This is a genomic window from Paenarthrobacter sp. 2TAF44 (assembly GCF_052114885.1).
Taxonomy (GTDB): domain Bacteria; phylum Actinomycetota; class Actinomycetes; order Actinomycetales; family Micrococcaceae; genus Arthrobacter.
In genome coordinates this window covers 250,979-272,404 of record NZ_JBFRFP010000004.1, presented here as the reverse complement: position 1 = coordinate 272,404, position 21,426 = coordinate 250,979, and the positions used below count along the sequence as shown (strand labels likewise).

The window sequence follows — 21,426 nt, the reverse complement described above, 5'->3', positions numbered from 1 at the left end:
GAAGGCGAAGGCGATGGTGCTGGTGGCGCCTTGGAAGGTGTCGTTGGCCGTGGTGGGGAACGCGGTGGTGACCTTGAGGTAGTCGGTTTTGGCCGAGGTGAGGGCGGTCAGGTTGTTCAGGACCTTGTTCGCGGTGATCACCGGGGCGGCGGCCATGACCGTGGTCTTGGTCCCGGAGCAGGTGTAGGGGGCTGCGGCGCCGGTCCAGGCGACCGAGCAGTTCTCGATGGTCAGCTGCAGGCCGTTGGTCACATCTGTGGTGAGCAGTGAGGCGGTGGCCCCGGCGGAGGTGGTGAGGGTGACGTTGTTCAGGTCCGAGTTGCCGGTGTTTGCCAAGGTGACGAGCTTTTCGACTTTGTCTCCGGGCAGCAGGCCCGCGACGGGGACGTTGAGGGTGTTGTTCGCTCCGGTGCCCAGGGCGATGGTGACGGTGCCGGCGGTGACTTGCTGGCTGGCCGAGGTGGAGGAAGTGAACGCGCCGTAGGTTCCCATGCCGGCGACCGCGGCTGCGGTGCCGAGCAGTGCGACGGAAGCGAGGACCTTGCCGGAGGTGGTCTTGAGGCTGATGGCCATGGGAATCGGTGTCCTTTCGGGAGGCCACCGCTGCCGGCCGGCCGTTTCATGTGCCGGCCCTGAGTGGCTGACAAGAAACACTGTGCCGGGCCAGGATCAAGAACCACTCCTGCAATCCATCAGCACTTGCTCAGGAAAAGATCAAGGCAAGTGGTGTGTTCCGGAAAAGATGCGTACTACTTAGTGCAATTCCCGGACTCCGGAGAAAAAGACGAGTATCTGTTACTCGTGCGGTGCCAATGGCCAATTCCTAGCATTAAGTTCCCTAGGGTTTCTGAAATTCTGTTCCGCCGGCTCAGCGGTGGTTCGCTCCCTCGCACGTGACGAGTGGTGCTCCCCACAACATTTCTGCGCTATCGCATACGCCCCTCCCATGGGACTTCTGCGTGCTCAGACCGACGCCTTGGATTCTGGGATACCCAATGAACATTTATCATGACGAGCTTCAAACGACTCTGTCAAAGAGCGCGCCCGGCGGTACCCTGCTGCTTGGGTCTCGCAAGAATAAAGTCCTTCTGATCGCAATTGCCATCATTGTTGTCATAGGGCTAATCCCTTTGATTTTTGGGGTTCTTTCACAGGCAAACAACCCCGCCGCTGATATGGGCCAAACGGTGTCCAATGAACAACTGGCGGCTCCCCAGGCCACTGACTCCAACCAGGCCACAGACTCCAACCCGGCCACGGCCGCCGCGAGTGAAGCAGCAGTGGCGCCTGCAGCCGAAGCCAAGGTTCCCGCCGTCGAACCGGCGGTGCCAGCGGCGGCGCCGCCTGCAGAACCTGCACCGGCTGCGCCGGCCGAACCAGCGCCGCCAGCTGTGGATACCAACCTTTATACGGTTGCCAGCGGAGATACCGTGGGCTCCATAGCTGCACGGTTCGGCGTGAACATGAATGACATGCTGGCTGCCAATGGCCTGAGCGGCTACTCGGTCATCGTGCCCGGGCAAGTGCTGAAACTTACTGGACCAGCTGTTCCGCTCATCAATCCGGCGCCGGCACCAGCACCCGCTGCCGCCCCCGCCCAGGCGGCCCCTGCGCAGGCTGCTCCAGCGCAAGCTGCTGCTCCAGTAGCCGCAGGTTGGACGATCTACGTGGCTGGATCCGGAGGCCAGAGCCTGGTGGACGCTTGCATTGGGCCCATCCACTTCACTCCCACGGATGGCTACGCATTGTTCATCACCGAGCACGACTTCTGTGGAGGTTGGGCACGCTTCTCCGGCATCGGTGTGGGACAAACGGTTAACATCCCGGGCTACGGCACGTACACAGTGACCGGAAGGGGACAAGTGCCCAATCCCGGAACAACCAACAACGTAGCGGCTGTCTTCGGCGGCTTCCCGGCAGTTGTCCTGCAGACGTGCATCCCCGGCACGAGCCAGATGTTAGTGATTGGGCTTAACTAGTCCGACCTAACTGGAAAGACAGCTAACTAGGCCGGGGCCGTCAGACGCGCAAACCGGAGTATGCCCAGGATGGCCGGGGCCAGCTCATCCTCCATCTGGTTGTAGACCTCTTCCGCTCGTCGGTAGGGGTCTACGACGTCGTTATCGGTGGGATCGGCTGGCAGGGCCAGATGGCGTACGGAAGCGGCCCGGGCCGGAAGAGCCCGCCAGAATTCCACGATGTCGCCCTCCGGAACAAGATCGCCACGGGCCTCCAGGACGGCAAGCATCCTGGCAAATTCACGGATAGTGAACGTTCGCTTTAGCAGAGAAGCATCCAGCTGAAGAACTTCGCCCCGGTGCCTGGACGTCATGGCAAGCACGAGGTCGGTTTCCCGCAGGATCTTCTGGTTGAGCTGCCTGGCAGCGAAGTTGTCGGGGCTGCCACGGAAGGTGCTGATCATCTTGGCCGACAGGGGCTGAATCGGCTCTCCGACCATGGCGCGGGTGCCGGCGCTGCGAACCTCGAATGATCCTGGGCTTGCGTGGTTCAGCCCCGCCTGCAGCAGCCGTTCTGCCACAGGGGAGCGGCAAATGTTCCCTGTGCAGACGGTGAGGATCCTAAAGGGCTGGGGCGATTCCACGTGAGGCTCTTTTCTTGCGGGGGCTTTGGACGGCTCAGGTCCCATCCCAAGTTAACACGGGCAGCAAAGACCACCTTGTCACAACGCCCAGCTGCACCCATGCTGCTCAACGGGTCTTCAACGAGAACCGAACGCTTGACTGAAAACGCCCGCTCCGCATATTCTGAACGAACGGTCGGTAATTTATTAGGAGCAACCATGGCATCGCAGAATCTGCAATCAGTGCCCGCTGAGCTGTCCCCGGAAGAGCAGGAGCGGGAGGCAGCCGGGAAGGCATACTTTGATCGCATCATCTCGGAAGACTCGCGCATCGAACCGCGCGACTGGATGCCGGAGGCTTACCGCAAGACTTTGCTGCGTCAGATCTCGCAGCACGCGCACTCGGAAATCATCGGCATGCAGCCGGAAGCCAACTGGATCACCCGCGCTCCGAGCCTGAAGCGCAAGTCCATCCTCATGGCCAAGGTCCAGGACGAGGCAGGCCACGGCCTGTACCTCTACTCGGCAGCTGAGACCCTGGGGCAGACCCGGGACAAGATGATGGAAGACCTCATTGCCGGCAAAGCCCGGTACTCGTCGATCTTCAACTACCCGGCGATTTCCTGGGCGGATATGGGAGCCATCGGTTGGCTTGTGGATGGCGCCGCCATTTGCAACCAGGTGCCCCTGTGCCGCGCCTCCTACGGTCCTTACGGGCGCGCAATGGTGCGCATCTGCAAGGAAGAGTCCTTCCACCAGCGCCAGGGTTTTGAGATCCTGCTGGAACTTTCCAACGGCACGCCTGCGCAGAAGCAGATGGCCCAGGAAGCAGTGAACCGGTGGTACGCGCCATCGCTGATGATGTTCGGCCCGCCGGATGATGACTCACCCAACTCCAAGCAGTCCATGGCCTGGAACATCAAGCGGTTCAGCAACGATGAACTGCGCAGCCGGTTCGTCGGCATGATGGTGGAGCAGGTCAAGGTCCTCGGCCTGGCCCTGCCTGACAAGGACATCCGTTTCAACGAAGAAACCAAGAAGTGGGAGCACGGACCCCTGGACTGGAACGAGTTCAAGGAAGTCCTGGCCGGCCGCGGCCCCTGCAACTCGCAGCGCGTCGAGCGCCGCCGCGAGGCACACGAAAACGGTGCCTGGGTTCGCGAAGCCGCCGTTGCCTACGCCCGCAAGCAAGCAGAGAAAGTGAACGCAGCATAATGGCTCCCCACGGTAACCCGGAAGAACCGGCAAGCTCGGCCAGCGAGATCAAGCGCGAGGCGCCCAAAGTCGCAGCCGCCACTGAACAGCACCACGAGACCCCGTGGTCCCTCTGGGAAGTGTTCGTGCGCTCCAGTCGGGGCCTGTCGCACGTACACGCAGGATCTTTGCATGCTCCTGATGCCGCCATGGCCCTCAGGAATGCACGCGATCTTTACACGCGCCGCAACGAAGGGGTCTCCATCTGGGTTGTCCCAGCCGATGCCATCACCTCCAGCGATCCGGATTCCAAGGGTGCCTTCTTCGAATCGCCGCAGGGCAAGGACTACCGCCACGCAACGTATTACACCAAGAGCGAAGGCGTGAAGCACCTGTGATGACTGATAAAGACACTGACTTCGCTATTGAAGGCCACGGCGATATCTCCGTGGGCGTCCGCGGAGCGGGAGCTTCCGGCGACGGTTCAGCCAGCGCCACCCGCATCACGCCGGGCAACGCCCTCCGTCCGGAGGACATCGCCCTTGAAGTACGGCGTGGACAGGTCAAGCCGAGCGAGGACGTTGCCGAGTTTGCCCTGAGGATCGGCGACGACGGACTGATCCTGGCCCAGCGCCTGGGCCATTGGATTTCCCGTGCTCCTGAGCTTGAGGAAGATATTGCGCTCGGCAACATCGCTCTGGACCAGTTGGGCCACGCGCGCTCGTTCCTGACCTATGCCGGTGCCGCATGGGACAAGTCCGAGGACGATCTCGCATACTTCCGCCGTGAGCACGAGTTCCGTTCCGCGCACCTGTTCGAGCAGCCCAACGGGGACTTCGCGGTGACCATCGCCCGACAATTCATCGTGAGCTACTACCAGTACGAACTCTACTCGCGGCTCATGGACTCCACTGATCACACCGTCGCGGCCATCTCCGCAAAGGCCGTGAAGGAAGTTGATTACCACCGCGACCACAGCGCGCAGTGGGTGCTGCGCCTGGCTGGCGGAACGGACGAGTCCCGCGCCCGCATCATCCAGGGCTTCAAGCTCGTATGGCCGTATGTGGACGAACTCTTCGAGGACGATGAGCTCACTGCACGCCTGGCTGAGGCTGGCGTGACTGTTCAGCCCTCTAGCCTGCGAGCTGAATTCGATCGGCTCACCGGCGAGATCATGGCCGAAGCCGAATTGGACATCCCCGCCGTACCGCAAGCACTCGGTGGCGGCCGTCGCGGCAAGCACTCCGAGTTCCTGGGTTACATCCTCGCTGAGATGCAGGTCCTGGCCCGCGAACACCCCGGCGCGAGCTGGTGACCACCATGACGAGCCTGTCAGGGACGCAGATGCGGACACAAGAGCAGCGGGCCTGGGACATCGCGTCCACGGTCTGCGATCCGGAGATCCCGGTCCTCACCATCGAGGACCTCGGCATTCTCCGCGGCGTCCACGTCGTCGAGGCGACTGATGCGAAGCAGCCCACGGACAAAGCGGACGACGGCGGCACCTCACGTACCGCCGTCGAGGTCACCATCACGCCTACGTACTCGGGCTGCCCGGCCATGGACGCGATTGCTGACGATGTGCGGAAGGCCTTCGAAAAGGAGGGCTACGCGAGTGTGCACGTCAACCTGGTGCTCTCCCCGGCCTGGACTACGGACTGGATGACCGAGTCCGGCAAGGCCAAGCTGCAGGAGTACGGGATCGCCCCTCCAAGTGGCCATTCAAAAGCCGGCGGCCACTCCGGTCCCGTTCGTTTGAATCTGGCTGTGAAATGCCCGCAGTGTTCGTCGTTGAACACCAAGGAGCTGACCCGCTTTGGTTCCACGTCCTGCAAGGCGTTGTTCGTCTGCCAGGACTGCAAGGAACCGTTCGACTACTTCAAAGTCCTCTAAGGAATTCCATGACCACCGAAACCCAGACGGCCAGCCGCCGTCGTGCGTCTTTCCATTCCCTGACCGTCTCGGAAGTCCGGCGCCTTACGGACGACGCAATCGAGGTGACGTTCGCTGTTCCCGCCGAGCTGGCCGGTCAGTATGACTACCTCCCTGGCCAGTACGTCGCGCTGCGCACCACGCTGCCGGACGAGAATGGTGAGCAGCACGAGGTCCGCCGCAGCTACTCGATCTGCGCAGAGCCGCGCAGTTTCGCGGATGGCAGCAGCGAGATCCGGGTGGCCATCAAAAAGGACCTGGGCGGCACTTTCTCCACCTGGGCCAACGCGGAGTTGAAGGCCGGTGACGTCCTGGACGTCATGAGCCCGCAGGGCGCGTTTATTTCGCGGCACGGCAAGGACGGCTCGGCGGTCCAGCACAACGTCATGAACTCCATGAACCACCCCGAGGAGTTGGCGGGGGAGCCCGGGAACTTCGTTGCGATCGCTGCAGGCTCGGGCATCACGCCCGTGATCGCGATTGCCCGGACACTGCTGGCCGCCAACCCTGAGACCACTTTTGACCTGATCTACGCCAACAAAGCCGCCATGGACGTCATGTTCCTGGAGGAACTGGCGGACCTGAAGGACAAGTACCCTTCGCGCCTGGCGCTGCACCACGTGTTGTCCCGCGAGCAGCGGATCGCGCCGCTGATGACCGGCCGCATCGATTCCGAGAAGCTGCAGGCGTTGCTGAGCAGTGCCATCCATTCCGAGGATGTGGACGAGTGGTTCCTGTGTGGGCCCTTCGAGCTGGTCCAGCTGTGCCGCGACACCCTCGCTGCCCGTGGTGTGAAGCCCGAGCACGTGCGCTTCGAGCTGTTCACCACTGGCCGTCCGGACCGCCCTGAGGGCAATGCCGGCCGTCCCGTTGTGGAGGACGAGTCGAAGGAAACCTACAAGATCACGTTCAAGCTGGACGGCTTGACGGGCGAGGTGGCGAGTCCCACGCATGCCCGCGAGTCCATCCTCAACGCTGCCCTTCGTGTCCGCCCCGATGTTCCGTTCGCGTGTGCGGGCGGGGTCTGCGGCACCTGCCGCGCCAAGCTGGTGACGGGTACGGTGTCCATGGATGAGAACTACGCCCTCGAGCAGGACGAGCTGGATAAGGGCTACGTCCTCACCTGCCAGTCCCACCCCACCAGCGAAGAAGTTACCGTCGACTTCGACGTCTAAGGAGTCCCCATGATCGAGCTCTCCATTGCCAACGGCATAGCCGAAATTGTCCTCAATGCCCCCGAAAAGCTGAACTCGCTCAACGAGGACGCGCTTGCCGAATTGGACAAGGCGTACGACGACGCCGCTGCCGCCGCCTCACGCGGTGAGGTGCGGGCCCTGCTGCTTCGCGGAGAGGGGCGAGCCTTCTGCGCCGGTCGCGACATTGCCGGCGTTACCCCCGAAACCGATGACGCGCAGGCGTATCTCGGTGGGCTGGTGGAGCCGCTCCTGAAGAAGATGGCCGCATTCCCGGCACCCACTTTTGCCGCTGCGCACGGTGCCTGCCTGGGTGTCGGTCTCGGACTGCTGTTGGCCACGGACGTGGTGTACGTGGGGGAGAATGCCAAATTTGGTTCACCTTTCGCCAAGCTGGGCGCCACCCTGGATTCCGGTGGGCACTGGTACTTCACTGAGCGTCTGGGCATGCATCGCACGTTGGACCTGATCTACACAGCCGATCTGATCTCTGGCTCCGAGGCCGTTGAACGGGGAATGTTCAGCCGTGCGATGCCCGATGATGCGTTGCTTGCCATGACCCGGGCCATCGTCGAGCGGGTGGCTACTGGTGCCACCGAGGCCTTCAACGCCTCCAAGGAACTCGTGGCCCACATCCGCGATCAGCGACTTGGCCTCTGGGCCTCCATGGCCGAGGAAAACACTGAGCAGGCCCGCCTCTGCAAGACCGAGGATTACGCCGAGGGCTTCCGGGCTTTCCAGGAGAAGCGGGCGCCGGTTTTCAAGGGGTGATCCCGAGGTCCCTGTCACTGGACCAAATCCAGGACAGCGCGGACGATGCTGTCGGTGTCGATCCCGTGGTAGCGGTAGACGTCCTCAAGGCCGCCAGCCTGGCCGAAAGTGTCTACGCCGAGGTTGCGGCTTTTGACTTGATGCACACCGGCGAGGAACGCGAGTGTGTGGGGGTGGCCGTCGAGCACGGTGACCATGGGGACGGCGCGCCCTGACGGCAGGATTTGATCGAGGATCCAGGACGGCGCATCCTGGTTCTGTCCGTTGCGCCCCTGCAGCGCTTCGTAGAGCAGCCCGGGACTGGTGATGCAGACAACGTCCACGGGGGTGCCTTGCGCGGCGAGTCGCTCGGAGGCTGCCAGCGCTTCCGGGACCAAAGCGCCCATGGCCACGATCGTCGCGGACGGTGTCGCGGCCGCGCGCAGCACGTAGCCGCCAGCCACCACTTGGCGACGGCGGCGCTCACGGGCGGCAGGGTCGTCAGGGACGGCAGCCAGTTGCTGGTCGACCGGTTTCGTGGAGAGCCGCAGGTAGGCGGACTTGCCGTCCGGTCGTCCGAGTTGGGACATAGAGGCGAGGAGGGTCCACTCGACGTCGATGGCGAAGGCCGGTTCGTAGCTGGTGCAGCCCGGCTGTTCCAGACCGATGGACGGCGTCTTGATGGACTGATGGGCCCCGCCTTCGGGAGCGAGGGTAACACCGGAAGGCGTGCCTACCAGGATCGACTGGCCGCCGGCGTAGATCCCGTAGGACCACGGTTCCAAGGCTCGCTCGACGAACGGGTCGTAGAGCACGCCGATCGGGAACAGCGGCTGGCCCCAGCGGCTCCACGTTGCGCCGAGCTCGCCGAGGAGACTGACAAGGTTGACCTCCGCGATGCCAAGTTCGATGTGCTGCCCCGTGGGCTTTTCACGCCAGTGCATGACGGTCTCGGTGTCGTCGCTGAACCAGTCAGGGCGCTCTTCCACTGACCACACGCCCACTTTGTTCAGCCAGCCGGCAAGGTTGGTGCTGGAACTTACGTCCGGGCTGACCGTCACCAATCGACGGGCAACGGCGGGCGCCGCACGGGTGACGTCCAGCAAAGTGCGGCCCAGGGCTGCCTGTGTGGTGCCTGTTCCCGAGGGCGTTCTGCCGAAATCTGCCGGTACTGCGGGCGGGGCAACCGCAGGTTCAACCGTGCGCCGCAGGGTTTCCGCTGTGGTCCGTACCAGCTGCCCCTCGGGGCTCACGGGATCGAACCGCGTCCATGGTGAGTCTGGGTCTTCGCCCATTGTGTCTGCCAGTTGGCGGTATTGATCGACGGTAAGCAGCGAGGAGTGGTTTTGCGGATGGCCCTCGGTGGGCAGTCCGTTGCCCTTGACGGTGTAAGCAATGATGACCGTGGGACGGGTGTCATCGATCCGGGAGTAGGCCTCACGCAACGCAGCGAGGTCGTGCCCGCCCAGGTTCCTGATGGCCCGGATCAGCGTCTGGTCCTCGACGCCGGCAATAAGTTCCGCGATGGCCGCACCCCCTGCGCCCTCACCAGGGAGTCTTCGGCGCAGCTCTTCGGCCGAGCAGCGCAGCAGCCGTTGGTATTCGGGATTTGACATCTCAACAATGCGCTTCCGGAGTGAGTCCCCTCCTGTCCTGGCCATGAGGCTCTCCAGGAGATGCCCGAAGCGCACCGTGATGACCTGCCAGCCAGTGGCCTCGAAGAGTCGCTCGATCTTGCCCGCGGCAATGTTTGGCACCACCCGGTCAAGGGACTGCCTGTTCAGGTCCACGATCCAAACGATCTCACCAAGATCCGCGACGTTCGAGTCCAGCACGGCCTCCCAGATGGCACCCTCATCCAGTTCGGCGTCGCCAACGAGCGAGTACTGGCGTCCACGGTTCGGTGTGCCGCTCACGGTCTCGATGTATCGACGCGAAATGGCACCCCAGATCGGCGCGGTGGCCCCGATGCCGACGGAGCCCGTGGAGTAGTCAACGGGATCCGGGTCCTTGGCACGGCTGGGGTAGCTCTGCAGTCCGCCGAACTCGCGCAGCGTTGTGAGGTACTTTTCATCCAAGCTGCCCAGCAGATAGTTGATGCTGTGGAGCACCGGCGAGGCGTGGGGCTTCACCGAGACGCGGTCCTCGGCGCGAAGCTGCCCGAACCAGAGCGAGGTCATTATCGTGGCAATGGAGGCACTCGAGGCCTGGTGTCCGCCCACCTTGATGCCGGATGGGTTCGGGCGCACCTTGTTTGCGTGGTGGATTATGGATGTCGCAAGCCACAGAACGCGGCGTTCTATAGCGGCAAGTGCGTCCAGTTGGGGGTCTTGGAAGGTCGAGGCGGTCTTCGGCGCCAGGTCATGGCTGACTGGGGTCAGGTTCATTGCGTGCCTTAAGGGGAGTGTTGGTTGGTCAGTGTTGGTTGGCTACTGTGTGATCAGTAGTCCGCGCTTGAGCACTCCAAGCGGCGTTGCGAGGGTGCTGATGTCCTGCAGGGGGTCCGCTGCCGTGACGATGAGGTCAGCCCACAGGCCGGGCCGGATGCGACCCACTTGCGACTCCAACCCGAGCATGTCGGCGGCTTCACACGTGGCAGACTTCAGTGCATGCTGTGCTGCCAGTCCGGCGTCGACATAGCGTTCCAACTCGCTGGCAATGAGATCAAAGGTGACGTGCGCAGGGCCTGCGTCCGTCCCTGCCACGATCGACACGCCGGAGTGGAGGAACTCGGTCACGTTTGTGAACCGCGATTCCAATCGCGCCACTACATTTCGATCCTGCGGGTTGGACAGGACTTGGTGACCCTCCCGCAATTGCCGGGAGACGATGTCCGCTACGACGACGGTCGGCACAATGTGGATCCCGGCATCGGCCGCCCTCCGCAACAGCTCGCGATCGGGCGCACACTGCTCATCCGGCCCCAGCATGGAGGCGTGTTCCAACGAGTGCACGCCCGCCTCTATACACGCGGCCATCGAGGAACTGGCATGGGCATGGGCTGCAGTCCTCATGCCGTACGAGCCGGCGATGACCACTGCTTCACGGAGCAGCGTGGGGTCGAATTCAAAGACGCTCGGACTGGTTCCGGGAGTAAAGCCGCCGCCGCTGGCCATGACCTTGATCCACGTGGCGCCGGCCGCGTGCTGTTCGGCGATGATGGTCTCGATGTCCTCACGGGTGCGTACCTCTCCGCCCATGTCGTGACCGTGCCCGCCCACTCGGCAGATTGGCGCACCGCAATGAACCACCGTGGCGACGTCCGACACCATACCCAGAGCTGCCCTCATGGGGGCCAGCAGGTGCCGGGGTGTCCCGCAGTCACGCACGGTGGTCGTCCCGGCACGAAGCGCAATCCGCGCATTCGCCACAACCTGCGCAATGATCTCTTCATCGCTGCTGCCCTGATAGGTTCCCTTCGGGTCATCACCACCATCGAAGGCCAGGTGAACATGGGCATCCATCAGTCCGGGAGCCACAAACCTGCCCTTGAGATCCAGGACGCTGCCCATGCCGGGCTCACTGCCGGCAGGACTAATACGGGAGATCTGCCCTGCCTGGAGCCACACATCGCTCAGGGAATCAGAGGTACCCGACTCGGGATCAACAACACGCGCATTGAGCAGCACGGTGACGTCGTCACCTGTCCGGGCGGCCCGGCTGACACTGTACGGTACGGGACGGTCCGTCACATCAAAGGTGATGGTCATGTTAGTTGCTCCTTGTGCTTACGTGCATCGAGTAGGTTTCGTCCAGCAACTCCCTGAGCGCGCCAGCGGCGAGGCGTACGTCTTCCATGTCAACGTCGAGATGGGTGACGGCACGAATCGTGGACGGGCCAAAAGCGCCCATCCGGATCCCGCTCTCCTGAAGCAGGCGGTCCACCAGCACCGCAGCCGTGACGGGGAAGTCGACCAGGTCAAAGAGGACAATATTTGTCTGAACTGCCAGTGGGTCGATCGAAATGTGGGGGTGGACGGCCAGCAGCTCGGCCAGCAGGCGGGCATTCGCATGATCATCTGCCAGCCTGTCCACGTTATTGCGGAGGGCAAAAGTACCCGCTGCTGCCACAATGCCTGATTGACGCATGGAACCACCCCACCGTTGCTTGAGCCGCCACGCCTCATTGATGAAATCAGCGTCGCCGGCCAGCACCGCTCCCATGGGAGCGCCCAGGCCTTTGCTGAGGTCCAGCCAGACTGAGTCAAACAGGGCACAAAAATCGTGGGCGGATACGCCGGTGGACACCACCGCATTGAGCAGACGGGCGCCATCCATGTGGGTTTTGATCCGATGAGCCTGCGCCACCCTCGTCACTGATGTGATGCCCTCCAGAGACCAGCACGTGCCACCTCCGAGGTTGGATGGCTGTTCAATGGAGAGCACCGCATTCCGGGCCGATGACCTTCCCTCCGGGCGGAGCGCCGCTTCAAGCTGGGCAACAGAGAAGACGCCACGATCTGCCTTGATGGGCCTGTACATAGCTCCGGCCAAGGCGGGCGCCCCGGTTTCCTCATGGCGCAGCGAATGGCCGCTGTCATCAACAAGAATCGCATCGCCGGGCCGGCAGTGCAGTGCATAGGCAATCTGGTTGCACATCGTTCCTGATGGCAGGAAAACCGCTTCCTCCTTGCCCAGAAGCTCCCGCGTCAGGGCAATCAGTTCGTTGGTGGAGGGGTCTTCACCCTTTTGTTCATCCCCAACCTCGGCGTTTGCCATGGCCTGCCGCATGGCCTCCGTTGGCCGGGTAATAGTGTCGCTGAACAGATCGATCCTGATGGGGTGGCTGGACCCGACCGGAATCAATGTGCGGCCTTGGGTGCCGTAGCAGTCCGGGGTTGGAACAACTTGTAGCCATCCCGTGGAATACCCACCCGTACATGGGAGGAATCCGTGCGCTCTCGGGTTTCTACCACCAGGGCCTGCTCGCCGACGCCCACCCGGTAACGGAAGTGATGCCCGTGATACGACCTTTCAAGGACGGGTCCATTGACTGTCATCTCGTAGCCGTCAGAGGACGCATCATCAGGCAACAACGCCAGCGCCTCCGGACGAACGGCAACCACGACGCCGTCAGCGGTAATGGAGGATGGTACGTGGATCGCTTGGTCCAACCCGTCGATCTTGATCGTCAGGATCCCCTTTGAGCGGCCAATGACTGTCCCCTCCAGCAAGTTGCTGGTGCCAACGAAGTCAGCAACGAAGAGATCTGCGGGATCGTTGTAGATCTGCTCCGGCGTACCAATTTGGCGCACGGCTCCGGCTGACATGACCGCAATCTTGTCGCTCATTGCCAGGGCTTCGTCTTGATCGTGCGTCACGAAAACCGTGGTGACGCCAATCTTGCGTTGTAACTGAAGCAACCAATCGCGCGTACGTTCGCGCAGTTTGGCATCAAGATTGGAAAACGGCTCGTCCAGAAGCAGCAGTCGCGGAGGGAATGCCAACGCGCGCGCCAGCGCCACTCGTTGCTGCTGGCCACCAGAGAGCTGATGTGGATAGCGGTCTGCCTGATCGGAAAGGTCAACCAGCTCAAGCACTTCGTCCACACGTCGGCGGAGTGCCTCGGACTTGTAGCGTCGGAGCCGCAGCGGATAGCCCACGTTATCGCGGACCTTCATGTGCGGCCACACGGCATAAGACTGGAAAACAACGCCGCAATCACGGCGTTCCGGCGGCAGGAATGCGGAGGAATCATGGTTGAACAAGGTCTGCTCGCCCACAACGATGCTGCCGCCGTCGGGCTTCAGCAGTCCTGCGATGGACCAAAGCGTTGTGGACTTGCCGCAGCCGCTTGGGCCAAGCAACGTCAGGATCTGCCCGTCGGAAGCGGTCACCGACACGTTGTCCAGGACCGTCAGACGGCCAAACTTCTTGGTGAGATTGGTAATGACCAGATCAGGCATGAGGGCGAACTCCAAACAGAATGCGTCCTGCGCCCAGGACAGCTGCGGTGATGACGAGTTGGATGACTCCGAGGGCGGCGACGGTGCCCCCGAGGCCATTTGCTGCAATTTGAAGCATTGCCAGTCCCAAGACCTGGGTTTCGGGGGTTACCAGGAAAACTGCGGCGTCGGCCTCATTGAGCATTGCTACAAACAACAGGACGAATGAGATGCCCATGGCTGGCCTCAGCAGGCTGAGAATGATGGTGCGCATCGCCGTCCACCAATCCGCCCCGGCCGAGCGTGCGGCGCGGTCCAGGTCCGCACCCAGCGCGGCAAGCGATGGATAGAACGCGGCATAGCCCATGGCGAGTGCGCGGACCCCGAAGGCGATTCCGACCGCCCAAAGTGTAGCTCTGAAGGTTCCGGAGCGGTCCAGGATGGCAAACGTCCAGAAGAAGGCCATGCCGGTGATCAAGCCCGGGACGGCCCGGGGATACAGCACGATGTGCTCCAAGGATCCGCGGAACCGAAAGTTGGAACGGTGGGCAACCAACGCGATGACCGCGATGCAAGCGGTGGCGATGGCGGCGCCAACTGTGGCAATCAACAAGCTGTTGCCGATTGCTCCGGTGTAGAGCGGGTTGGTTAAGATCGCTGAGAAGTTGTCCAGTGTCAGAACGCTGAACGGGTTGATGGCCGGCGTCAGAAGGGCGGTGACAGAGGCGAGAACCACCCCGCTGAGCGGCACCAGGGTTGCGCAGCCCAGAACAATTCCTATGACAGCGGAGAGCAGCCAGCCGAGGGGGCCCAATTTAACAACGTTCGCCGGTCTGGATGACTTTCCGCCGGTCGTCGTAAAGCGGGCGAGGTCGCCGGCCAGGCGATTGCGCAGCAACAGCAGCAGAGTGACGGCGAGCAACAACATGACGGCGCCAGCGGGCAGAACTCCTCCACCGGCGTCGGCGCTTCCGGTCCACTGCCTGTACAGGTAGGTGGACATCATGTTGATGTTCTTTGAAGTACCAAGGATGAGGGGAATCCCCAGTGTTTCCAGCGCCAACGCGAAGACCAGCAGTCCTGAGTTCAGCAATGCCGGACGCAGCAGCGGCAGAGTCACCGAGAGCAAGGCGCGGAGGGGACTGGCGCCAGCGCAGCGTGCGGCTTCCTCGAGCGTCGAATCGCCTGAGGACAGCGTTCCCCGGGCAAAGAGATAGACCACCGGTGAGCCAAGGACCGTACCCATGACCACCATTCCTGCAACACTGTAGAGGTCAAAGGGAACAGTGAACGGCGAGTACTCTTCGAGCAAATGGGTGGCATATCCGTTCTTTGACCACATCGACTGCCACCCAACGATGAGCACCAGCCCAGGCAGGACCAAGGGCAGGACAATCAGGGCTGAATAGATCCTCCGCAACGGGAGGTCGGTGCGGGCTACCAGCAAGGCCACCGTGGTTCCAACCACAACAGAGCCGAGGGTGGCGAAAAGTGCGAACTGCAGGCTGTTGGCGACGGCTGACCACCAGAGTGGATCAGTCGCAAGTTTGCCGAAGTTGTCCAGAGTGCCGCTGCCGCTGCTTTCATAGAGCGGGGTGGACCAGAGTGATGACCAAACGATCGGCACGATCGGGCCGAGGATCAGCAGGACTGCGAGGATCCAGACACCGTAGTGGATGACTTTCTCCGGCAGCCATGCCCGCTTGAGGTTGCCTGTACCGGGCGGCGGTGACGGGGTTTTGGGGTGGGTAAGTGTGGAGCTGCTCATCGCCCGAATGCTTCTTTCCAGCGATTTTTGAAGGCCGGTGCATCGTTCACCAGGGCCTCATCCCACTTGGCAATGTTGATGTTCTCCGCCCCCAATTGCTCTGTGACCTTCGCGAGGTTCACCGGGCAGTCCACCCCGTCCAGGTAGGGTGCGAACCCGCCGGCGCAACCGGCCGTTTGGCCCGCCTTGTCAATCAGGAAATTCACAAACACTTTGGCCGCGTTGGGTGACTTGCCTCCGGTGGTCGCTCCGGCACCGCGGGGCATGAAGGGTGTTCCGTCTGCGAAGAACTTGTAGTTCAGCACCTTCGCGGCAGCGCCTGTGATGAGTGGCCGGGTCGCGCCGGACTGGAAATAGGACATGGTGTACTCGCCCTGCAGGAGTTTGTTGTACATGGGCCCTGCGCTGGCTTCGACCTTGGTGTTTTGTCCGAGTTGCTCCAGGACCTTCCATCCGGCCTCTCCCGCCTTGGCTATGTAGGCGTGATTAACGGTGTAACCAAACTCCGTAGTGCCGTCATAGGTGACGATCTTCCCTGTGAGTTTAGGGTCACTGGACATCTTGGCGAGTGCTTCAAGGGAATCGGGTTGTTCGGATTCCGGCAGGAGGGTGGTGTTAATCAGTGCCATGACCGGGTTCAGTTCCATGGCGAAGACCCCGGGGGCGAGTTTCGCGAAGGCCGGCAGCGGCGCGGCAGCAGGTGGTGTGAAGTCCTGGATGTCACCACGCTTCACCAGATCCAGGAAGTTCGCGCCTTGGAGGCTGACGATGACGTCCGCGGTCTTTCCCCCAGTGGCCTTCTCGTTGAGGTACCGCTGGAAGCTTTCCGTTCCACCCAGGCTGATGTAGCTGGTCTTGATATCCGGATACTGGTTTTGGAAAGCAGTCAGGACCGGCTTCATGGACGCCTCATTCGCCTCGCCGTAAACCAGCAGCGAGCCTTCCTTGACGGCGGCGTCGAGAATTGCGGGATCCATCGCTGCTGCCGTCGGAATGTCCGTCTTAACGGCGTAGGCATTGGGGGCGTCATTCCCGGTGCTGCAGCCAGTTAGAACTGCGAAGCTGCAAAGTGCAGCAACAGCGACTATTGCACGTCGTTTCATGTGGGACTCCTTTGTCACGGGACGGTGCATTGGTAGGGACGGTGCATTTGTTAGAGACGGTGCTCTGGGTTACGGGAAGTGTTTCTCTGGGCCCAGCGCCGATTTTCTCTGGGTCTAACACACAGTTGGCGTCCCGTAAGTGAATACGCATCGGCCGCCGGGATGCTCCGGCCGGTGCTCGCATTTGCGGGGAACCATCACGTTTCCCGCTAGGGTGAGGCACTGCTATCTCGCGGCAACTGGCCTATCAGTAAGTGAAGGGCAGTGTTTCGCAGGTTGTTCTTAAACTTTGGCACGCCGCGGGCTATTGCGCAATAAGTGAATCTGACTAATCTTAAGAACATGAATAAGTCCTCCACCGCCCCGGAGCGCGGCACCAGGCCGAGGAACCGGCGAGCGCTCATACTTGCTGCGGCGGGTGACCTCTTCGCGCAGAAGGGATACGCGCAAGTCAGCATGACCGATGTGGCTAAAGCCATGGCGGTTCAGCCATCCGCCCTTTACCGACATTTCCCGAGCAAGGGCGAGCTGCTTCGCGAGGCAGTTGTGGCCAGCCTCCAGCCCTTTTTGGATAGCATTACCCAGACTCCCGACGGCGACCTCGAACAGTTGATCACGGCTCTGGGTCGGGCACTTCTGGAGCACCGGGAAAACGGCGTGCTGTGGGAGCGTGAATCCCGCCATCTCCCGCCTGCCATCCGCTTCGATATTGCCAGCGGCATCAAGTTCGCCATCAGCAGCAAACTGCAGTCCGGCAGCGATGCAGTGCCCACTTCCGAGGCCGACCTGAGGGCTTGGGCCATGTTTGCTGTGATGATCAGCGTTTCGTTGAACCCTAACCGGCTCTCGCGGGTGGATGAAGAATTCGAGTTGGCCACGCTCGCCCGCACAGTACTCGTCATGCCCTTGCCCCCGATTGAAGCGTCGGCGAATCACCGGCGCGCGTCGATTGCCATGCCCCGTAGCCGCCGTGAGGCACTGCTGGCTGCCTCAATCCGACAGTTCGCCGCGTTTGGGTTTGAAGCCGTGAGTCTTGACGACATCGGCGCCGAAGTTGGAGTCGCAGGTCCCAGTATTTACCGCCACTTCGACAGCAAGGCGGAAATGCTTGCCGCAGCACTGCATCGTGCCAAAGAAGTGCGGTGGATGGACATGTGGCGCGCTCTCTCTGAAGCCGCTGATGCAGCTGAGGCACTCCAGCGCACCGTTTCCTCGTACATTTCGTTCTCGTTGGGCAGCCCGGAATTCCTGCAATTGGCCGTGTCCGAACGTCCGCACCTTCCCGAGCGGGACTTGCAGAACTTGATGGAGGCGCAGGGCGACTACGTCACCGATCTGGCCTCGCTGGTGGAGGACGTTTACCCGGGAGCGGATCAAGAGGTGGTCAGGACGCGAGTGAAAGCGGCCCTGCACGTGATCAGCAGTGTTGTCCGCACTCCATTCCTTCGGGACATCCGAGGCATCCAGGAAATTCTCGAACACATTGCAAGGGGCCTGATGGCACCCACAACCGCATCGATCCATCAAAAATGAGATCTTGCGCACAAAGCATCTCAGTAATAAGATAATTACTACTGAAGTAATCTGCATCACTTCAAAGCTCATTCTGAGACAGGTGCCTTAGGCAGCCCTGATCACCACGGTCCACGCACAGCGGGGCCGACTGTTCGCAAAATTACCTGGAGGCACAATATGAGTGCAGTGGTCGCACAACCATCGGGCGCGAGTTCTCCGAGGAAGGTCGCCTTCGCGAGCCTCATCGGCACGACTATCGAGTGGTACGACTTCTTTATCTACAGCACCGCGGCGGTGCTCGTTTTCAATCAGCTCTTCTTTCCAGGCTTCGACCCCACGACCGGGACCCTGCTTGCGTTCTCTACTTTCGCGGCCGGCTTCGTCGCCCGTCCCATTGGGGCCATCGTCTTCGGTCACTTCGGTGACAGGGCGGGCCGAAAGCCAATGATGGTCCTCACCATCCTGATCATGGGCATCGCCACGGTAGCGATCGGACTGTTGCCCACATATGACGCGATAGGCGTGTTCGCCCCCGTCCTGCTGGTGGTGCTGCGGCTGACTCAAGGGTTCGCACTCGGCGGCGAGTGGGGTGGCGCCGTGCTGATGGCTACCGAACATTCACCCAAGGGTCGGCGGGGCTATTTCGGTAGCTGGCCGCAGGCAGGCGTTGCAGTCGGGCTGATCCTGGCCATGACGTTGTACATACCCCTGGAGTCGATGTCCGAAGACCTGTTCATGGCCTGGGGGTGGCGGGTCCCGTTCCTCCTCAGTGCCGTACTGGTTATCACTGGCCTGGTTATCCGGATGAAGGTGGCGGAGAGCCCGGAGTTTAATCGAGTCAAGGCTGACCACGGCGTTGTGCGTCTGCCCGTAGTCGAGGTACTCCGGACACACCCCAAACAAGTGTTCCTTGTGGCTGGCGCCAGCCTGGCACCGGGAATCTTCTTCTACCTGATCACCGTGTACAACTTTGTCTACGCGGGAAAGTCAGGCGAGCTGGATTCGACGTCGATGTTGGTCCTGGTGATCGTAACTTCTGCTATTGGCTTCGTGGTTACGCCGCTCGCCGGTGCCCTCTCAGACAAATTCGGCGGACAGCGGGTGTACCTGTGGGGTCTTGCGCTCATCGTCATCGTTGCCTTCCCACTGTATTTTGCGCTGGACGGGGGCACCTATGGCCTCATCGCCGTGTGCTACTTTGCGGCAACGGTAGCCGTATACATCCCATGGGCTCTGACGCCGGCATACTTCTCCACCGCCTTTGACGCAAAGGTGCGTTATAGCGGACTGTCCTTGGCTACTACGCTCGGCAATCTCTTCGGCAGCGCCATTGCACCCCTTATTGCCGGTGCGTTGTTTGCTGCGACAAATGCGTCTGTCTCAACATCGCTTTACGTCTTCGTCGCCGGAACCGTGTCAATCATTTGCGCTCTTTCGCTTGGACGGGTCATCCAAAACAAGGCATCGCGAGCCCGCAAAGCCAGCGCTGCGACGGGAATTGATGAAGTCGCCACACCTACGTACTCGGAGTGAGTTGACGCAAGCATTCCCCAACAGGAACAGCTCGTCTGGATCAGTCACCGATGACAGAGACGGGCGCAGTATCACACGCCAACAAAGGAAGGAACTACCATGAGCGGCAACGATCAACAGTTCAAGACATTCACGCTGGAACAAGCAACACCCACCATTGGGGCGTATATCCATGGACTGGATCTACGAGAAGAGATCACCCCCGAATGCCGGGAGGAACTACGGGAAGCTTTCCTGGAGTACCAAGTACTGTTTCTCCGCGATCAGCACATTACGCCGGATGATCAGATCAAATTCGCCAAGGTGTTTGGCGACCCCCAGGAAGTAAGTGCGTTTTTCCCCTCGCTCCCCGAATATCCGCACATTGAGGTGCTGGAGTCACGTGGCCGGGCTGCTGGGACCGACGTCTGGCACTCTGACTTGACCTGGCAGGCAACGCCGAATTCGGCTACTTGCCTCCACGCCCAGCAAATACCCCCATGCGGCGGCGACACGCTCTGGGCGAGTATGACCGCCGCGTATGACGCCCTGCCGGAGAACGTGAAAAGCGTCATTGACGGTCTGGAGGGAGTACACGACTGGGAAAAGGAACTGACCGGCGTTGTCCGCCAGGGTCCCGATGGTGAGGCGCGCTACGAGGAGACCCGCCGTAAGTATCCACCCATGACCCACCCTGTAGTGCGTAAGCATCCCGAAACCGGCCGCAAGCTCGTGTACGTCAACGCGTTGTTCACCACCCGGCTCACGGGCATTTCCACCCAGCTGGGGGACGCGCTGAGGAACATGCTCACCGATCTCGCCAGAACGCCGGAATACCAGGTTCGTTTCCGTTGGGAGCCGAACTCCCTGGTGATCTGGGACAACCGATCGACCCAACATTACGCGGTGGGGGACTACCACCCGCACTACAGGCTGATGCACCGGGTCACGCTGAAGGGTGATCGCCCGGCGTAAGGGTTGTTGGAGCCTTGCCGGGTGGCCCTTGTGTGCGGGCCGCCCGGCCCAGGTGATATGGAACTCACGTTTTGTCCGGCGAAGGTGCCGCGACAAAAGCCGGGCCAAAGCGAAAGAAGGCTGACCAATGCGAGGCCAGAAACTAGGGGCGGGGCTGATAGCCCAGAGCCAGTCCGCCCTTCCACCATTTATATTGCATCGGCCTGCTTCGCTGGGAGAGGCTGTGGCCCTCACCCGGCACCATCCAAAAGCTGTGATTGCGGCGGGTTGTTCAGATCTGGTGGCGCAATTCCGCGAAGGGTTGAAGCCGGAGGTTCTGATTTCCCTGCAGCGAATCAAGGAATTGCGTGAAATATCCAATGAGGCCGGGATTCTGCGCATTGGCTCCTTGGTTAGCCACATTGAAGGCAGCAGAAGCCCGGAAATCCTGTCATCCGTCCCGGCCCTCGCTGCAGCCTGGGGATCAATTGCCACAGTTCGAATCCGCTATCGCGGCACCCTCGGAGGCAATCTCCTTGCCCGTAGATATCGATACGAAATGCCTGTCATTCTGTCGGCACTCGGTGCACAGATGCAGTTTGAAGGTGGAGACATTGCAGTCCTGCCAGTTTCATCGCTCTGGGATCGGGACTCACTCTGGGACCGCACCCTTGGGAACGTAGATATTCTGACCGCCGTCACCGTCGACACCGCCTCCCTGCTGTGGTTCGGTTACGAGCGGTCAATGCGCCCGCTCAGCACCGTGTCCCTCGCGGTGCGAAAGAACACGGCCGGCCTTACCGTCTCGGCCGTCTGTGGCAGTGAATACCGGCAGCCTTTTGTGCTCTCGCATACAGCCGAGGCAACTGACATCGCCGAGCTTGACCCGGCCTTCGTGGGCGAAGTTCTGGCGGCTCAGCTTCCGGACGAGGCGGGCGACTACGCGGGGTCCATCGACTACCGACGACACCTGGTGGGCGTTCTGTGCCGCCGTCTTCTTGCCGAAGCAACCGGTAACCAAAGGAAAGGATAGGCAGCC

The 21,426-nt window shown here is 61.6% G+C and carries 19 protein-coding genes; 11 read left to right on the top strand and 8 right to left on the bottom strand.

The genetic code is table 11. The features are described 5' to 3' along the window. Nucleotides 1-573: TasA family protein (locus AB4Z15_RS06815; RefSeq protein WP_442016660.1), on the bottom strand; the 573-nt coding region annotated here is incomplete at its 3' end. Between the two features lie 422 nt (nt 574-995). Between AB4Z15_RS06815 and AB4Z15_RS06810 the strand changes: the two genes are divergently transcribed. Continuing rightward, the gene (locus AB4Z15_RS06810; protein WP_442016659.1) at nt 996-1,979 is read left to right on the top strand and encodes a LysM peptidoglycan-binding domain-containing protein; all 984 of its coding nucleotides are present in this window, start codon (nt 996-998) and stop codon (nt 1,977-1,979) included. 26 nt (nt 1,980-2,005) lie between these two features. Here the strand turns inward: AB4Z15_RS06810 and AB4Z15_RS06805 are convergent, their stop codons facing one another. Then, nucleotides 2,006-2,602, bottom strand: a complete 597-nt coding sequence (locus AB4Z15_RS06805; RefSeq protein WP_442016658.1) for an arsenate reductase/protein-tyrosine-phosphatase family protein — start codon at nt 2,600-2,602, stop codon at nt 2,006-2,008. Between the two features lie 198 nt (nt 2,603-2,800). On the opposite strand from AB4Z15_RS06805, the gene paaA reads away from it, so the two are divergent. Genes paaA through AB4Z15_RS06775 form a run of 6 tightly spaced genes read left to right on the top strand, consistent with a single transcriptional unit; the run spans nt 2,801 to nt 7,671 of the window. Next, nucleotides 2,801-3,796 (top strand): 1,2-phenylacetyl-CoA epoxidase subunit PaaA, encoded by a 996-nt coding sequence (paaA, locus tag AB4Z15_RS06800; protein ID WP_442016657.1) that lies wholly within the window; start codon nt 2,801-2,803, stop codon nt 3,794-3,796. After that, nucleotides 3,796-4,173, top strand: coding sequence for a 1,2-phenylacetyl-CoA epoxidase subunit PaaB (paaB, locus tag AB4Z15_RS06795; RefSeq protein ID WP_442016656.1), 378 nt, complete (start codon nt 3,796-3,798; stop codon nt 4,171-4,173). The genes paaA and paaB overlap by 1 nt, the downstream gene beginning before the upstream one ends. Next, nucleotides 4,173-5,090 carry a 1,2-phenylacetyl-CoA epoxidase subunit PaaC gene (gene paaC, locus AB4Z15_RS06790; RefSeq protein WP_442016655.1) on the top strand — a complete coding sequence of 306 codons (918 nt, stop codon included), beginning with the start codon at nt 4,173-4,175 and terminating at the stop codon, nt 5,088-5,090. Before paaB ends, paaC begins: the two co-directional genes overlap by 1 nt. A gap of 5 nt (nt 5,091-5,095) precedes the next feature. Next, complete coding sequence (paaD, locus tag AB4Z15_RS06785; protein ID WP_442016654.1) at nt 5,096-5,668, top strand: 1,2-phenylacetyl-CoA epoxidase subunit PaaD; 573 nt, start codon at nt 5,096-5,098, stop codon at nt 5,666-5,668. A gap of 8 nt (nt 5,669-5,676) precedes the next feature. Then, the gene (paaE, locus tag AB4Z15_RS06780; protein WP_442003545.1) at nt 5,677-6,882 is read left to right on the top strand and encodes a 1,2-phenylacetyl-CoA epoxidase subunit PaaE; all 1,206 of its coding nucleotides are present in this window, start codon (nt 5,677-5,679) and stop codon (nt 6,880-6,882) included. 9 nt (nt 6,883-6,891) lie between these two features. After that, nucleotides 6,892-7,671: an enoyl-CoA hydratase/isomerase family protein gene (locus tag AB4Z15_RS06775; protein WP_442016653.1), complete on the top strand. Its 780-nt coding sequence runs from the start codon at nt 6,892-6,894 to the stop codon at nt 7,669-7,671. A 14-nt stretch (nt 7,672-7,685) separates the two neighbouring features. Here AB4Z15_RS06775 and AB4Z15_RS06770 read toward each other — a convergent pair whose 3' ends face one another. Genes AB4Z15_RS06770 through AB4Z15_RS06745 form a run of 6 tightly spaced genes read right to left on the bottom strand, consistent with a single transcriptional unit; the run spans nt 7,686 to nt 16,406 of the window. Beyond that, nucleotides 7,686-10,037 carry a transketolase-like TK C-terminal-containing protein gene (locus AB4Z15_RS06770; protein WP_442016652.1) on the bottom strand — a complete coding sequence of 784 codons (2,352 nt, stop codon included), beginning with the start codon at nt 10,035-10,037 and terminating at the stop codon, nt 7,686-7,688. A 42-nt stretch (nt 10,038-10,079) separates the two neighbouring features. Then, nucleotides 10,080-11,360, bottom strand: a complete 1,281-nt coding sequence (locus AB4Z15_RS06765; protein ID WP_442016651.1) for an amidohydrolase family protein — start codon at nt 11,358-11,360, stop codon at nt 10,080-10,082. A gap of 1 nt (nt 11,361) precedes the next feature. Next, a complete protein-coding gene (locus AB4Z15_RS06760; protein ID WP_442016650.1) occupies nt 11,362-12,456 on the bottom strand; it encodes a threonine aldolase family protein in 1,095 nt (364 codons plus the stop codon). Continuing rightward, a complete protein-coding gene (locus AB4Z15_RS06755; protein ID WP_442016649.1) occupies nt 12,453-13,556 on the bottom strand; it encodes an ABC transporter ATP-binding protein in 1,104 nt (367 codons plus the stop codon). Before AB4Z15_RS06755 ends, AB4Z15_RS06760 begins: the two co-directional genes overlap by 4 nt. Beyond that, complete coding sequence (locus tag AB4Z15_RS06750) at nt 13,549-15,303, bottom strand: ABC transporter permease (protein WP_442016648.1); 1,755 nt, start codon at nt 15,301-15,303, stop codon at nt 13,549-13,551. The genes AB4Z15_RS06755 and AB4Z15_RS06750 overlap by 8 nt, the downstream gene beginning before the upstream one ends. Beyond that, complete coding sequence (locus tag AB4Z15_RS06745; protein ID WP_442016647.1) at nt 15,300-16,406, bottom strand: ABC transporter substrate-binding protein; 1,107 nt, start codon at nt 16,404-16,406, stop codon at nt 15,300-15,302. Before AB4Z15_RS06745 ends, AB4Z15_RS06750 begins: the two co-directional genes overlap by 4 nt. Before the next feature lie 342 nt (nt 16,407-16,748). On the opposite strand from AB4Z15_RS06745, the gene AB4Z15_RS06740 reads away from it, so the two are divergent. The 4 genes from AB4Z15_RS06740 to AB4Z15_RS06725 all read left to right on the top strand — a co-directional run bounded on the left by AB4Z15_RS06740 (nt 16,749) and on the right by AB4Z15_RS06725 (nt 21,420). Then, nucleotides 16,749-17,939: a TetR/AcrR family transcriptional regulator gene (locus AB4Z15_RS06740; protein ID WP_442016646.1), complete on the top strand. Its 1,191-nt coding sequence runs from the start codon at nt 16,749-16,751 to the stop codon at nt 17,937-17,939. 159 nt (nt 17,940-18,098) lie between these two features. Further along, entirely contained in the window at nt 18,099-19,454 is a 1,356-nt protein-coding gene (locus tag AB4Z15_RS06735; RefSeq protein ID WP_442003554.1) for an MFS transporter, read from the top strand. 99 nt (nt 19,455-19,553) lie between these two features. Continuing rightward, nucleotides 19,554-20,408, top strand: a complete 855-nt coding sequence (locus AB4Z15_RS06730) for a TauD/TfdA dioxygenase family protein (RefSeq protein WP_442016645.1) — start codon at nt 19,554-19,556, stop codon at nt 20,406-20,408. 127 nt (nt 20,409-20,535) lie between these two features. Then, nucleotides 20,536-21,420: an FAD binding domain-containing protein gene (locus AB4Z15_RS06725; protein WP_442016644.1), complete on the top strand. Its 885-nt coding sequence runs from the start codon at nt 20,536-20,538 to the stop codon at nt 21,418-21,420. Nucleotides 21,421-21,426: the final 6 nt, after the last annotated feature.